13 protein-coding genes are annotated in these 13,430 nt (G+C 43.5%); 12 read left to right on the top strand and 1 reads right to left on the bottom strand.

The window, feature by feature from the left end:
* Positions 1-164 precede the first annotated feature (164 nt).
* The 9 genes from mazG to yjgA all read left to right on the top strand — a co-directional run bounded on the left by mazG (position 165) and on the right by yjgA (position 6,813).
* Positions 165-926 carry a nucleoside triphosphate pyrophosphohydrolase gene (gene mazG / locus B4C48_RS08195; protein WP_291355387.1) on the top strand — a complete coding sequence of 254 codons (762 nt, stop codon included), beginning with the start codon at positions 165-167 and terminating at the stop codon, positions 924-926.
* 11 nt (positions 927-937) lie between these two features.
* Complete coding sequence (locus tag B4C48_RS08190) at positions 938-1,345, top strand: ComEA family DNA-binding protein (RefSeq protein WP_291355385.1); 408 nt, start codon at positions 938-940, stop codon at positions 1,343-1,345.
* 137 nt (positions 1,346-1,482) lie between these two features.
* Positions 1,483-2,943 carry a polynucleotide adenylyltransferase PcnB gene (gene pcnB / locus B4C48_RS08185; RefSeq protein WP_291355383.1) on the top strand — a complete coding sequence of 487 codons (1,461 nt, stop codon included), beginning with the start codon at positions 1,483-1,485 and terminating at the stop codon, positions 2,941-2,943.
* Positions 2,943-3,428: a 2-amino-4-hydroxy-6-hydroxymethyldihydropteridine diphosphokinase gene (gene folK / locus B4C48_RS08180; RefSeq protein WP_291355883.1), complete on the top strand. Its 486-nt coding sequence runs from the start codon at positions 2,943-2,945 to the stop codon at positions 3,426-3,428. The genes pcnB and folK overlap by 1 nt, the downstream gene beginning before the upstream one ends.
* A gap of 47 nt (positions 3,429-3,475) precedes the next feature.
* Positions 3,476-4,285 (top strand): 3-methyl-2-oxobutanoate hydroxymethyltransferase, encoded by an 810-nt coding sequence (gene panB / locus B4C48_RS08175; RefSeq protein WP_291355382.1) that lies wholly within the window; start codon positions 3,476-3,478, stop codon positions 4,283-4,285.
* A 2-nt stretch (positions 4,286-4,287) separates the two neighbouring features.
* The gene (gene panC, locus B4C48_RS08170) at positions 4,288-5,133 is read left to right on the top strand and encodes a pantoate--beta-alanine ligase (RefSeq protein ID WP_291355380.1); all 846 of its coding nucleotides are present in this window, start codon (positions 4,288-4,290) and stop codon (positions 5,131-5,133) included.
* Positions 5,134-5,159: 26 nt separating this feature from the next.
* A complete protein-coding gene (gene rapZ / locus B4C48_RS08165; protein WP_291355378.1) occupies positions 5,160-6,011 on the top strand; it encodes an RNase adapter RapZ in 852 nt (283 codons plus the stop codon).
* Entirely contained in the window at positions 6,008-6,277 is a 270-nt protein-coding gene (locus B4C48_RS08160; protein ID WP_086198359.1) for an HPr family phosphocarrier protein, read from the top strand. Before rapZ ends, B4C48_RS08160 begins: the two co-directional genes overlap by 4 nt.
* A gap of 2 nt (positions 6,278-6,279) precedes the next feature.
* Positions 6,280-6,813, top strand: a complete 534-nt coding sequence (gene yjgA, locus B4C48_RS08155; protein ID WP_291355376.1) for a ribosome biogenesis factor YjgA — start codon at positions 6,280-6,282, stop codon at positions 6,811-6,813.
* 126 nt (positions 6,814-6,939) lie between these two features.
* Here the strand turns inward: yjgA and B4C48_RS08150 are convergent, their stop codons facing one another.
* Positions 6,940-8,580 carry an acyl-CoA synthetase gene (locus B4C48_RS08150; protein ID WP_291355374.1) on the bottom strand — a complete coding sequence of 547 codons (1,641 nt, stop codon included), beginning with the start codon at positions 8,578-8,580 and terminating at the stop codon, positions 6,940-6,942.
* Between the two features lie 233 nt (positions 8,581-8,813).
* On the opposite strand from B4C48_RS08150, the gene B4C48_RS08145 reads away from it, so the two are divergent.
* From B4C48_RS08145 to thrS, 3 genes are all read left to right on the top strand, one after another.
* Positions 8,814-10,100: a D-arabinono-1,4-lactone oxidase gene (locus tag B4C48_RS08145; RefSeq protein WP_291355372.1), complete on the top strand. Its 1,287-nt coding sequence runs from the start codon at positions 8,814-8,816 to the stop codon at positions 10,098-10,100.
* 10 nt (positions 10,101-10,110) lie between these two features.
* The gene (locus B4C48_RS08140) at positions 10,111-11,268 is read left to right on the top strand and encodes an alanine racemase (protein ID WP_291355370.1); all 1,158 of its coding nucleotides are present in this window, start codon (positions 10,111-10,113) and stop codon (positions 11,266-11,268) included.
* A 234-nt stretch (positions 11,269-11,502) separates the two neighbouring features.
* Positions 11,503-13,425 carry a threonine--tRNA ligase gene (gene thrS, locus B4C48_RS08135; protein ID WP_291355368.1) on the top strand — a complete coding sequence of 641 codons (1,923 nt, stop codon included), beginning with the start codon at positions 11,503-11,505 and terminating at the stop codon, positions 13,423-13,425.
* Positions 13,426-13,430: the final 5 nt, after the last annotated feature.

The following is a 13,430-nucleotide window of genomic DNA, read 5'->3' as shown; positions in this document are numbered from 1 at the left end:
ATCCTATCTTGTGTTGTCTCACCCATACCGATCTAGTGCCCGTATGTGTTCTCTTTGCACTTTTATGATTGGGGTACTTTATTTTTGAGTGCAATGGGGTTCAATGTCACTACAATGGAGCAAGAAAATGCTTGTATCTGAATATGTTGGGGAGTACTTAAAACATGGATAAATTATTGGCAGTAATGCAAGAACTACGCGAAAAATGTCCATGGGATCAGCAGCAAACACCGCAAAGCTTAACGCGATATGCCATAGAAGAGGCCTATGAAGTCGAAGCGGCAGTCAGGGCTGGAAACGCAAATGAAGTGCGCGATGAACTGGGTGATTTATTGCTGCAAGTCGTGTTTCAGGCGCAAATGTACAGCGAACAGGGTGCTTTTGATTTCAATGATGTGGTGAATGCGATAACTGAAAAATTGATTCGTCGTCATCCGCATGTTTTTCAGGCAGAGCAATATTCACAATTGAGCGCAGAAGATGTATCCGTACTGTGGAAGCAAATTAAACAGCAGGAAAAGCAGGGCAAATCACAATCACGTTTAGATGAGATCAAGCATGGACCTGCCATTCAGCAAGCGCATGAAATTCAAAAAAATGCTGCAAAAATTGGCTTTGATTTTCCTGATGTGGCAGGTGCATATGACAAACTCAATGAGGAGTTAGGTGAATTGCAACACGCCATGCAAAAGCAAAATTCCGACGAAATATTCGACGAATTTGGCGATTGTTTATTTTCACTGATCAATGTTGGACGTAAACTAGGGCTTTCTAGTGAAATGGCACTGCTAAGTACCATTCATAAGTTTAGAACACGTTTTGCTTTCATTGAAGATCAGGCTCAGCAACAACATAAAAATATTGAAGCCCTATCATTAGAAGAAATGGATCTGCTTTGGGAGCAAGCGAAACAACAATTAAAATAATAGGCTTCTCAATGAAAAAAATAATACCTATTCTGAAGGGGATTTTTTATATTTTTGGTTTACTTTCTTTGTTCAGTGTATCCAGTAGTTACGCTCAGCAATTTGACCAGCAATATTTAAAATGGAAGGCTGAACAAGAGGCGCAGGATGCACGTTTGAAAATCCCGCGGGTCTCAACACGAGAGCATTATTTGGCTAAGCCTGCGCTAAATCCTGCCAGTTCAACGACAAAGATCAGTCTGAATCAAGCCAATGCTGAACAGTTACAGGAATTGTCAGGGGTAGGCCAAAAGAAAGCTGAAGCGATTATTTCCTATCGACAAAAGAATGGAAAATTCAAAAATATTGAAGAATTGCAACAGGTCAAGGGCATTGGACCGGCGCTATTTAGCAAAAATAAGGACCGCTTAGGACTGTAGTAAGCATGAGTTTTGCCACCTAGAATATCGAACAAAGTATTGAGCAACGATATAATCAAATTGCCCTTTGATTGTGTTAGAGATATGATTAGCGTCATCTTAGATATTTTACGTTCAGACGTAGGAGACAGCGTCTTTTGCAAACTTTGCGCGCGTCAAAATGTGGTTTATCAACCGCTCAATTACCTTCTTCCATATTAGATGTTATCGATGCTTTAACCAAAGCTGGCTATGAAGCTTATATCGTCGGTGGGGGTGTCCGTGACTTAATTTTAGGTTTAAATCCTAAAGATTTTGATGCGGTCACCAATGCAACTCCGGCTCAGGTGAAAGAAGTCTTCGGACGACGTTGTCGTATTATCGGACGACGTTTTGAGCTGGCTCATGTCTATGCTGGTCGTGAGTTGATCGAAGTTGCCACTTTCCGTGCACCGCCTAAAAAAGCAGTCACGTCTGCTTCAGGCATGATTTTACGTGACAATAATTGGGGCACGATTGAACAGGATTTTGCCCGCCGTGATTTTTCTATTAACGCGATGTATTACCAGCCGCGTAAAGGCATTGTGCTGGATTTCTGTCATGCCATTGATGATATAAAGAATAAAACCTTACGTTTGTTGGGTGATCCGACCTTACGTTTTGAAGAAGATCCGGTGCGCATGCTCCGCACTTTACGTTTTGCCGCAAAATTAAATTTTAATATTGCGCCTGAAATTTTAGAAATTTTTACTCCTGAAATGACCCAGCTGTTGCGTGATATCTCTCCGCACCGCTTATATGATGAATCACAAAAGTTATTCACCATGGGACATTTGCATCGTGTTCTACCGATGCTGATTGATTTTGATATTTGGCGTCAACTGTTTGCAGACATCAGCCCGGATATCTCCACCTTTATTGAACGCGCTGCGATCAATACCGATCAACGTATTCAAATTGGCAAGACCATCAATCCTGCATTTTTCTATGCGGTATTGTTGTGGAAACCTTTTTTAGAGCGTTGTAACTTTTATTTAAATAAAGGTGTTATTCCTGCAGAGGCAAGAGCACAGGCGGGTTTGGATGTTTTAAAACGTCAGGCCACCCGTACCATCATTCCACGTTTTGCAGAAACATTTATTCGTGAAGTTTGGGAAATGCAGACCCGTTTGCTTAATCCGAAACCGCAACAGATTCAGGCTTTATCGACGCATGCGCGTTTCCGTGCCGGATTTGATTTTCTGTTACTGCGTGAAAAATCAGGTGATGAGACCACTCAGGGTATGGGTCAATGGTGGGATGCGTATCAACAGATGTCTACGGATGAAAAAGAACGCGCCATTAGTCAATATAATCGTCAACGCGCAAAAAGCCGTCGTAAATCTGCAACAGAGGATGTGGTAGAAACGAAGTCAGTCGCTGCGGTTGCTGAAATTGAGCCTTTAGTGAACGAGCCTGAACCGCGTAGTCGCCGTGAACGTAAAAGCCGGGCAAAAACGGAAAGACCAGCTCAGTCGACTGCATTAAATGGCTCAGAGATTGGCTATGATCATCCTATTTTAAAACGCAAACGAGTCAAACGTGATTTAAGCCAGGTTGTTTTTGGACCGACACAATGATGACAGTAACGTACATTGGCCTAGGCAGTAACCTAGGCGATTCACGTCAAATTTTGGCAGAAGCGGTGCAGAAGCTGGCAACGCTGGGTTCGGTGAAAACCTCCAGGCTGTATCAAAGTCCGCCCATGGGGCCACAAGACCAGCCCAATTACTTAAATGCGGCTGTACAGCTTATTACAGACTTGCAGCCACTTGCCTTGCTAGATGAATTGCAGCGTTTTGAGCAAGAATCAGGTCGGGTTCGACTGCGCCGATGGGGCGAACGGACTTTGGACTTGGATCTACTCATGTATGGTGAAGAACAGATTCTTAATGAGCGTTTAACCGTGCCGCATATTGGGGTGATGGAACGTGATTTTGTGCTGATGCCATTGCTTGATTTAGAGGCAAATTTGCAGCTCAAGGGACAATTATTAAAAGATTTACCGATCTTGCAACATCCATCGCTTACCGTGCTGGATGACGGAAATTGGGCAAATATTTAATTTTTTGCATGACCGCTTGAGAAAGTCGTCATAAGAGGAAGATCCGGATGATTAGTCTAAGTGACTTAAGAAAATTTAAAGCGCAAGGCCGCAAATTCTCCTGCCTGACTTGCTATGATGCGAGTATGGCAAAAGCAATGGAAGTTGCTGCAATTGATACCATTCTGATAGGTGATTCTTTAGGAATGACGATTCAGGGCTGTGATTCTACTTTACCGGTGACGGTAGATGATATGGCCTATCATACGGCAGCCGTTCGCCGTGGTAATCAGCATGCGTTTATTTTGACTGATTTGCCGTTTATGAGTTATGCCACCCTGAATGATGCATTAATCAGCGCCAAACAAGTGATGCAAGCTGGCGCACATATGGTGAAAATAGAAGGCGGCGCATGGCTGGCCGAAACCGTTCAGGTGTTAACCCGTAATGGTATTCCAGTGTGCGTGCACTTGGGTTTAACCCCACAATCTGTGCATGTATTTGGCGGCTATAAAGTTCAGGCGCGTACCCGTGAAGCTGCCGATCAGCTGATTGCCGATTGTAAGGCCGTGGTAGAAGCTGGTGCTGCAGTGCTTCTACTGGAATGTGTTCCGGCACAGGTGGGTAAGGAAATTAGTGAATTATTTCCCCATACTCCAGTGATTGGCATTGGCGCAGGCGCAGATACGGACGGTCAGGTGCTGGTTGTTCAAGATATGCTGGGATTGACCGGTGGTCATGTGGCTAAATTTGTGCGTAATTTTATGAAAGAACAAGCAGGGGAAACTGCAATTCTGGACGCCTTCAAGGCATACCATGCGGCAGTCCAAGAAGGTTCATTCCCTGCTAAAGAACAAACTTTTCAAGTCGAGCTGTAAACATGAAAACAGAAACCACCATTCAGGGATTAAGCGCTTCACTAAGTCCAGCTCGATCGGCACGAAAAATTATTGGTTTTGTTCCAACCATGGGCAATTTGCACGAAGGGCATTTAAACCTGGTGCGTGAAGCAAAAAAAATCTGTGATGTTGTCGTGGTCAGTATCTTTGTCAATCCGATTCAATTCGGGCCAAATGAAGACTTTGACAGCTATCCGCGTACTTTGGAGCAGGATAGTCATTTGTTGGCAGATGTCGGCTGTGACATTATTTTTGCGCCGAGCGTTGAGCAAATGTATGGCAATAAGCCACGGTTAACCAATATTAGCGTGTCTGAGATTACCAATGACTTATGTGGTTTACAGCGTCCGGGCCATTTTGATGGCGTGGCTGTGGTGGTCACTAAACTGTTTAATATTGTACAGCCGAATTTTGCCTTTTTTGGGCAAAAGGACTATCAGCAGCTGGCCGTGATTCGTCAGCTTGTCCGTGACCTGAATATCCCGCTAGAAGTGATTGGGGTGCCAATTACCCGTGCTGAAGATGGCTTGGCACTGAGTTCACGTAATGGTTATTTGAGTGCTGAACACCGTGCCATTGCACCGACCATTTACCAGAGTTTAACTGCTGCCGAGAAGGAGCTGCACAATGGTGTCAGTCTTGCGGAAGTGTTAGAAAATATTAAGCAAAAGTTGACACAAGCTGGTTTTATTGTGGATTATGTGGAAGCGCGTACTCCAGAATTACAAGATATTGAAGCATTTGATCAGGATGTGGTGCTGTTTGTAGCTGCCAAATTAGGCAACACCCGACTGATTGATAACTTGCAGGTCAAGCATACTGCATAGACTTTGTTATTAAGGACAGCTTTGCCATGAAGCGTATTTTAATTGTTACAGGACAATCTGGATCGGGGAAATCATCTGCTTTGCAGGTGCTAGAAGATTTGGGTTATTACTGTATTGATAATTTACCGCTGGCATTGCTGCCGGAAATTGTGGAAAAACTTGATCGTGACAATAATTTAGAGCAACTGGCGCTAGGCGTGGATGTACGCAGTACCCGTGCAGACCTGCAAGAGTTTGATCATGTTTTTGAGCAACTGCAAAGACATGGTTCGGTGGATATCATTTATTTGACTACCCAGGATCAGGAACTGATTACCCGTTTTAGTGCATCACGGCGTCCACATCCTTTAGCCAGTCGTTTTAAAAGCTTGAATGAATGTATCCAGGAAGAAAAAACCTTATTGCTTCCCATACAATTGCGTTCAACGGTACATATTGATACCACTGATAAAAGCGTCCATGATCTGAAACATACCTTGTTGTCTAAACTTGGACAATCAGATAACCTCATTTTAATTTTACAATCATTTGGTTATAAGCACGGTATTCCGCTTGATGCCGATTATGTATTTGACGTACGTCATTTGCCTAATCCACATTGGGATCTGGAATTGCGCAAATATTCAGGTTTAGATTTACCTGTGCAACAGTTTTTGCTGCAAAGTGAACAAACCAATGAGATGTTCCAAGACATTTATCATTTTTTAGATAAGTGGTTGCCTGCCTTTGCAGAAGGACATCGTCACTATATGACGGTATCCATTGGCTGTACCGGCGGGCAGCACCGTTCGGTATATATCGTAGATAGACTCAAAAAAGCCCTTGAGGAAAAATGGTCTATCCAAGTCCTCCATAGAGAAATGAAGCACTGGTCATGATTGACACAACTGTTGACGTAATTAATAAACTAGGTTTACATGCGCGTGCATCTGGAAAGCTAATTGAAGTTACCACCAAATTTCGTTCATCGATTCAAATTGGTAAAGGTAGTAAATTGGTAGATGCAAAAAATATTATGTCCTTGCTAATGCTGGGTGCAGGCAAGGGCACAACTTTACGTTTAGTGCTTGAAGGTGCGGATGAAGAACAAGCTTTATCTGAAATTCAGGCATTATTTGCAGCAAAATTTTACGAGGCAGATTAATCGTGGCACGTCAACCGAACCGTTTTACTGAAGATGACTTTGAAAGTCTAGAAGGACGTGCGAGTAAAACCGAACAGAAAAAAGCAGTTCAGCGTATGGCTGCTTTGGGTGAGCAACTGGCTCAGTTAAGTATCAAACAAATTAAAAATCTTCCTGTGGAAGAGCGTTTGATTGATGCTTTACTGGATGTGCAAACCATTACTTCACATGAAGCGCGTCGCCGTCAGTTTCAGCGTATAGGAAAATTATTGCGTAATGAAGATGAAACCATGATTTTGTCTTACTTAACGCCGCAGCAAGGTGCGAAAAAAACCGCACAGTTGCAACGTTGGGTCGATCGTATGATCGCGCAAGGTGATCCGGTGATTAAAGAATTTATGAAAGCGCATAATGCTGCCGAGCATCATGCAATTCGTCAGCATATTTTGCGTATCCATCGTGATATCAAAAATCAGGCGACTGAAGAAGAGCTGGCTGCGTCTAAGTTAAAACTGTTTAACTATATTCAGCAAGTGGCTTTGATTTCAGATAACTGATTTCTATACTCAAACTAAAAAAGCGGCTCATATGAGTCGCTTTTTTTCACTCTTTAAAGGGTGAGAAGTAATGTTCCATAAGGGGATAATCCCCCTTTGAAAAGGGGGACTTCATCCGATGAAGTATTACTGAAACTCACCTGTAGCACGTTCTTTGGCCCAGTCACGCAAGATGAATTTTTGCAGTTTGCCAGTTGAGGTTTTTGGAATCTCGGTAATTACCACATCTTTCGGTACCTTGAAACGGGCCAAATGCTGCTTACAGAACTCAATCAGTTCTTCAGCTGTTGCAGTTTTACCTTGTTTCAGCTCCACAAAGGCACATGGCACTTCCTGCCAACGTGGATCTGGTTTTGCCACCACCGCTGCAGTCAGAACAGCAGGATGCTGATACAGCACTTCTTCCACTTCGAGTGAGGAAATATTTTCACCACCAGAAATAATCACGTCTTTAGAACGGTCGGTAATTTTGGCATAGCCATCCGGTTGGCAAACCGCCAGATCTCCTGTGTGGAACCAGCCACCAGCAAACGCTTCCGCTGTAGCCTCAGGATTCTTCAAATAACCTTTCATCACGATATTGCCACGGAACATAATTTCGCCCATGGTCTGACCATCGTGTGGAACTTCCTGCATGGTGTCCGGATCAAGCACTTTCATGCCATCTTGCAGTGGATACGGTACGCCTTGACGTGAATGTAACTGTGCCTGTTCTTGAATAGACAGATCGCTCCAGCCTGCTTGAGATGCGCATAGCGCAGAAGGGCCATAAGTTTCAGTCAAGCCGTAAACATGAGTCACGTTAATGCCAATATTGCGCATGCCTTCGATAATCGCAGCTGGCGGTGCAGCACCCGCGACCATCACTTCGACACGGTGATCAATTTTGGTCTTTTTCTCATCCGGGGTATTGATCAGCATCGACAAGACAATCGGTGCGCCACAGAAATAATCGACTTTATGTTCAGCAATGAGTTTAAAAATCAGTTCCGCATCAACTTTACGCAAGCAGACGTTGGTTCCGCCGTTGGCCGCCATGGTCCAGGCAAAGCACCAGCCATTACAATGGAATAGCGGTAGTGTCCATAAATAGGTGGCACGTGGTGTCATGCCACAAGCAATGATATTACTGGCCGCGTTAATGTAAGCACCGCGATGATGATAGACCACACCTTTAGGGTTACCTGTGGTACCCGAGGTATAACTTAAGCTAATCGCATCCCATTCATCTTGTGGAAGATGCCATTCAAAGTTTGCATCGCCTTGAGCAATCCATTCTTCATATTCGATCTGACCGATACGCTTGTCTTCACCTTCAAACTCTGCATCAGCCACATCAATCACATAAATGTCTTGTGAAATCAGAGCCAGTGCTTCTGTCGCAAGTGCAGTAAATTCAGGATCGACCAAGAGCACTTTGCTTTCAGCGTGTTCCAGCATAAAGGCCAGTGTTTTGGCATCCAGACGGGTATTTAAGGTATTCAATACAGCGCCTGCCATCGGCACAGCAAAATGTGCTTCAATCATGGCAGGGACGTTAGGCAGCAAGACAGACACGGTATCATTTTTACCAATGCCTAATTTTTGGAGTTGGTTGGCAAACTGACGGCAACGGTTGTATTTCTCACGCCAGGTAATACGACGTTTACCATGAATAATCGCATTTTGATTCGGGTAAATATAAGCTGCGCGATCCAGATAGCGTAAAGGTGACAACGCTACAAAATTTGCGGGGGTACGCGGTAATTCATCGTATGCGCTAACCATTTTAAAACTCCGTTCTATATTTATTTTCATATCCTGTTGAAAAGATATGCATTTATCAGAAATCTTGCATTTATGCTTTAGTCGAGTGTAATTTAATAATTTTTAAAATATTGAAAATTAAAGAAATTATTTCATAGCACAGATTTTTTTTGAACTCATGGGTTCCCATATTTGCTTTTTTAGGTATTTTACTCTAACCGGGCAATTAAAATAGCATCAGCCAAGGAATAATAATGAAAATACAACAGGCGGATAAAGGATGGCAGAACTGGTCAGGAAGCCAGCAGGCACATCCACAAATTCTTCAACCTCAGCATATCAATGAATTACAAAAAATAGTGAAATCCTGTGAGCATATCCGTGTTGTGGGTGCAGGACATTCGTTTAGTGCTTTGGCCAAGACTGATGACATTTTGCTTAATCTTGATCAGTTCAAAGGCGTGGTGACTTTTGATGAAAAGAAAACCCAGTGCACAGTTCAAGCGGGTACACGTTTATATGACCTGGGTGAATATCTTGCCCCGATCAATCAGGCCTTACCCAATCAGGGCGATATAGACCAGCAAAGTTTGGCCGGGGCGATTGCTACAGGAACGCATGGCACAGGGATGGATTTACCCTGTCTATCTGCTTTTGTGGAAGGTTTTGAATTACTCACAGCAGCTGGCGCGCTGTTGGGATGTAATCGCGAGCAAAATGCAGACATCTTTCAGGCTGGGCGGGTTGCCCTTGGTAGTATGGGAGTGATGACCCAAATTACCCTGCAAAATCGTCCCAGATATAAATTAAAAGAACAGATTCGGCTGTGCCCGATTCAGGAGATTTTTGCACATATTGATCAATGGAAGCTGCAGCACCGGCACATAGAATTTTGGGTATTCCTGCATTCAGATCAAGTGATGCTGAAAACTCTAGATGAAACCAATGAAGCGATTCAGCCCAGGCAAGAGAGCTGGCCTTCGGAGGATGCCTTATTAACCCTATGTTCTGAATTGACGCAGCTATTGCCAAGGACAAATCCCTATTTGCAAAAAATGCTCGGCGTGTTTCTCAAACCGACCTGCTATGTGGATTGGTCAAACCAGATTTTTCCAACTCCGCGCAATACCAGATTTAATGAAATGGAATATCAGATTCCAGCGGCATTGGGCTTGCAGTGTCTGGACGAGGTTTTGGCGACTTTAAGAAAGCATAAGGTGCCGATGTTTTTCCCGATCGAGTTCCGTTATGTCAAAGCGGATAATATCTGGCTGAGTCCTTTTTATCAGCGCGATTCAGTCTCCATTTCCATCCACCAGTTTTATAAACAGGATTACCACGCGATCTTTAATCTGGTCGAGCCGATTTTTCAGAAATATCAGGGACGGCCACATTGGGGCAAGTTGCATAGCATGAGCGCAGCCTCGCTGCGCGACCTTTATCCGAAATGGGAAGATTTTATGCTGCTGCGTCAGCAACTGGACCCGCAGCAAAAATGGTTGAATCCCTATTTGAAACAGTTATTCCTGTCTGGAAAATAAGGAGAGGGTAATGCAATCGAACTATTTTCAGGAATTGACTCAGCATTTACAACAGCAGGGCAGCGGAACACCACAACTGATTTTGGATTTAAAAACCTATCAACGTAATTTGGAGGTTGTGCAGTCAAAACTACCCATGCAGTTAAAACCACGTTTAGTTGTAAAATCCCTAGCCAATATGCAACTGCTCAAACTTGCCAGTGAAAAACTAAATAGCCAGCGTTTTATGGTTTTTCATCTGCCGCATATTTCAGAGATTATTCAGACATTTCAGCAAGCCGATATCTTGCTGGGCAAGCCGATGCCGATCCACGCAGTAGAAAGGTTTTATCAGGCTACAACAAGTAATCAGCAGCCTTATATTCAATGGCTAATTGATGATGTGGAGCGATTGAAACAATATTTGCAACTCGCGCAAAGCTTGAATATCTGCCTGAACGTAAATATTGAAATTGATGTCGGACTGCATCGTGGGGGTGTACAAAACTCGCAGCAATTTATAGCCTTAATGGAGCTGATTCAGCACAACGCAACCCATCTCAAATTAACCGGTTTAATGGGCTATGATGCACATATCGCCAAACTGCCTAAAATTTTGAAAAGTCCCGACAAAAGTTATCAGCAATCGCAGCAGATTTATCAACAATATAAAACTATTTTGCAGCAGCAATTCCCGGATTTATGGCATGAAGGTCTGTGTTTTAATGGCGGTGGCAGTCCAACCTTTATGCAACATTGCCAGCACAGTATCTGTAATGATCTGGCTTTTGGCTCGATGCTGCTCAAGCCAGGCGATTTTGATCTGGAAAATCTATCTGCCTTAAATTGTGCACTCTGGATTGCCACACCGGTACTTAAAGTTTTGTGCTATAGCCAGTTACCTGGTCTGGAACTGCTGAATCATCTTCCACATAAATATAAGGCTGTGTTCGTATATGGCGGTTACTGGCAGGCCAACTATATTTATCCAGAAAAAAGTAAGCTGCATAGTTTGTATGGACGCAGCAGTAATCAGGAAATGCTGCTGTTGCCGAAATCCTGTGAGATTGAGCGGGATGAATATGTATTTTTACGACCGACTCAAAGTGAAGCGGTAATTCCGCAATTTGCTCAGTTGTATGCCTACACACAGGGCAAGTTCGAAGCATGGGATAACTTTAGAGAATAAAAAAGAAAACTGGCATTCCGTGATTGAACTAAAGGCGAAGTAGTGGCAAATAAATTCAAAATGTGCCAAATCGCGAATTTTCTGGGTGAAAAGGTTTAATCCTGTGGATAAGACGTGTAAAATTCGAGTCGATTTTTATTTATCCACCGTTTTTATCTTTTGAGGTTCTGCCTCGATCATAATCTCGCGGTGACATGCCCTATGGTACGGGGCATCACTCCTTAAGGATTTCTTATGCCAATTATCACTTTGCCAAATGGCGATCAAAAACAGTTTGATCAAGCCGTATCTGTGATGGACGTTGCACTGAGCATTGGTCCAGGTCTTGCGAAAAATACAGTTGCAGGTCGTGTCAACGACCGTTTGGTTGATGCGTCTGATCTCATCACTGAAGATGCAACCTTACAAATTATCACGCCTAAAGATGAAGATGGTATTCACATCATTCGTCACTCTTGTGCGCACTTGGTCGGTCATGCGGTTAAGCAGTTGTTCCCAGAAGCAAAAATGGTTATTGGTCCAGTCATTGAAGAAGGTTTCTACTATGACATCTGGATGCCGCGTCCGTTTACTTTAGACGACATGGCAGCCATCGAAGAGCGTATGAAAAAGCTCATCGACCAAGACTATGATGTCATCAAAAAAATGACACCGCGTGATGAAGTCATTAAAGAATTTACTGCACGTGGCGAAGAATACAAACTCCGCTTGATTGAAGACATGCCTGAAGAAACACAAATGGGCTTGTACTACCATCAAGATTATTTGGATATGTGCCGTGGTCCGCATGTTCCAAATACCAAATTCTTAAAATCATTCAAGCTGACTAAAATCTCTGGTGCTTACTGGCGCGGTGATGCGAAAAACGAACAGCTACAACGTATTTACGGTACAGCTTGGGCAGACAAAAAACAGCTCGCGGCTTATGTAAAACGGATTGAAGAAGCAGAAAAACGCGATCACCGTAAAATCGGTAAAGCGCTTGATTTGTTCCATATGCAAGAAGAAGCGCCGGGTATGGTGTTCTGGCATCCGAACGGCTGGACCATTTATCAAGTGCTTGAACAATACATGCGTAAAGTTCAGCAAGACAATGGCTACGAAGAAATCCGCACACCGCAAGTGGTTGATTTCACATTGTGGGAAAAATCTGGACATGCTGCCAACTATGCAGACAATATGTTCACTACGCATTCTGAAAACCGTAACTATGCGGTGAAGCCAATGAACTGTCCTTGTCACGTGCAAGTGTTCAATCAAGGTTTAAAATCTTACCGTGATCTTCCGGTACGTTTGGCAGAATTTGGTTCATGTCACCGTAACGAGCCATCAGGTTCATTGCACGGCATTATGCGTGTACGTGGTTTTACCCAAGATGATGCGCATATTTTCTGTACCAAAGAACAAATTGGTACTGAAGTTGCAGACTTTATTAAATTGACGTTGGATGTGTATAAAGACTTTGGCTTTGAAGAAGTGCAAATGAAATTGTCGACACGTCCAGAAAAACGTGTCGGTGATGACAAACTTTGGGATATGGCAGAAAAATCTTTGGCGGATGCTTTAGATGCTGCGGGTCTGGAGTGGGAGCTTCAACCGGGTGAAGGTGCATTCTACGGTCCGAAGATTGAATTCTCATTGAAAGACTGCTTAGGCCGTGTCTGGCAGTGCGGTACAATTCAATGTGACTTCAACTTGCCAGAGCGTTTAGATGCTTCTTATGTTACAGAAGATAACGATCGTGATCAGCCAGTAATGTTACATCGTGCAATTCTTGGCAGTTTTGAACGTTTTATTGGTATACTGATTGAACACTACGCAGGCTTCATGCCACCTTGGTTATCACCAGTGCAAGCGTGTGTGATGAATATTACCGATTCCCAAGCTGAAGCTTGTGAGTCAGTCGTCGCGAAACTAAAAGAAAACGGAATTCGAGCAATTTCTGACTTGAGAAATGAGAAAATCGGCTTTAAGATTCGTGAACGTACATTAGAGCGTATTCCTTACTTACTGGTACTTGGGGACCGTGAAGTTGAGGAAGGTACAGTAAACGTGCGTACCCGCTCAGGAACAAATTTGGGTACTATGTCAATCGATGCTTTCGTTGACTTAGTAAAAGCAGCCGTTGCCGAACGCGGCCGGTACATTGTGGAGTAACAGCG

The sequence above is a fragment of the Acinetobacter sp. UBA3106 genome (assembly GCA_002365595.1).
Classification (GTDB): Bacteria; Pseudomonadota; Gammaproteobacteria; order Pseudomonadales; family Moraxellaceae; genus Acinetobacter.
This window is presented reverse-complemented; position numbering and strand designations above follow the sequence as displayed.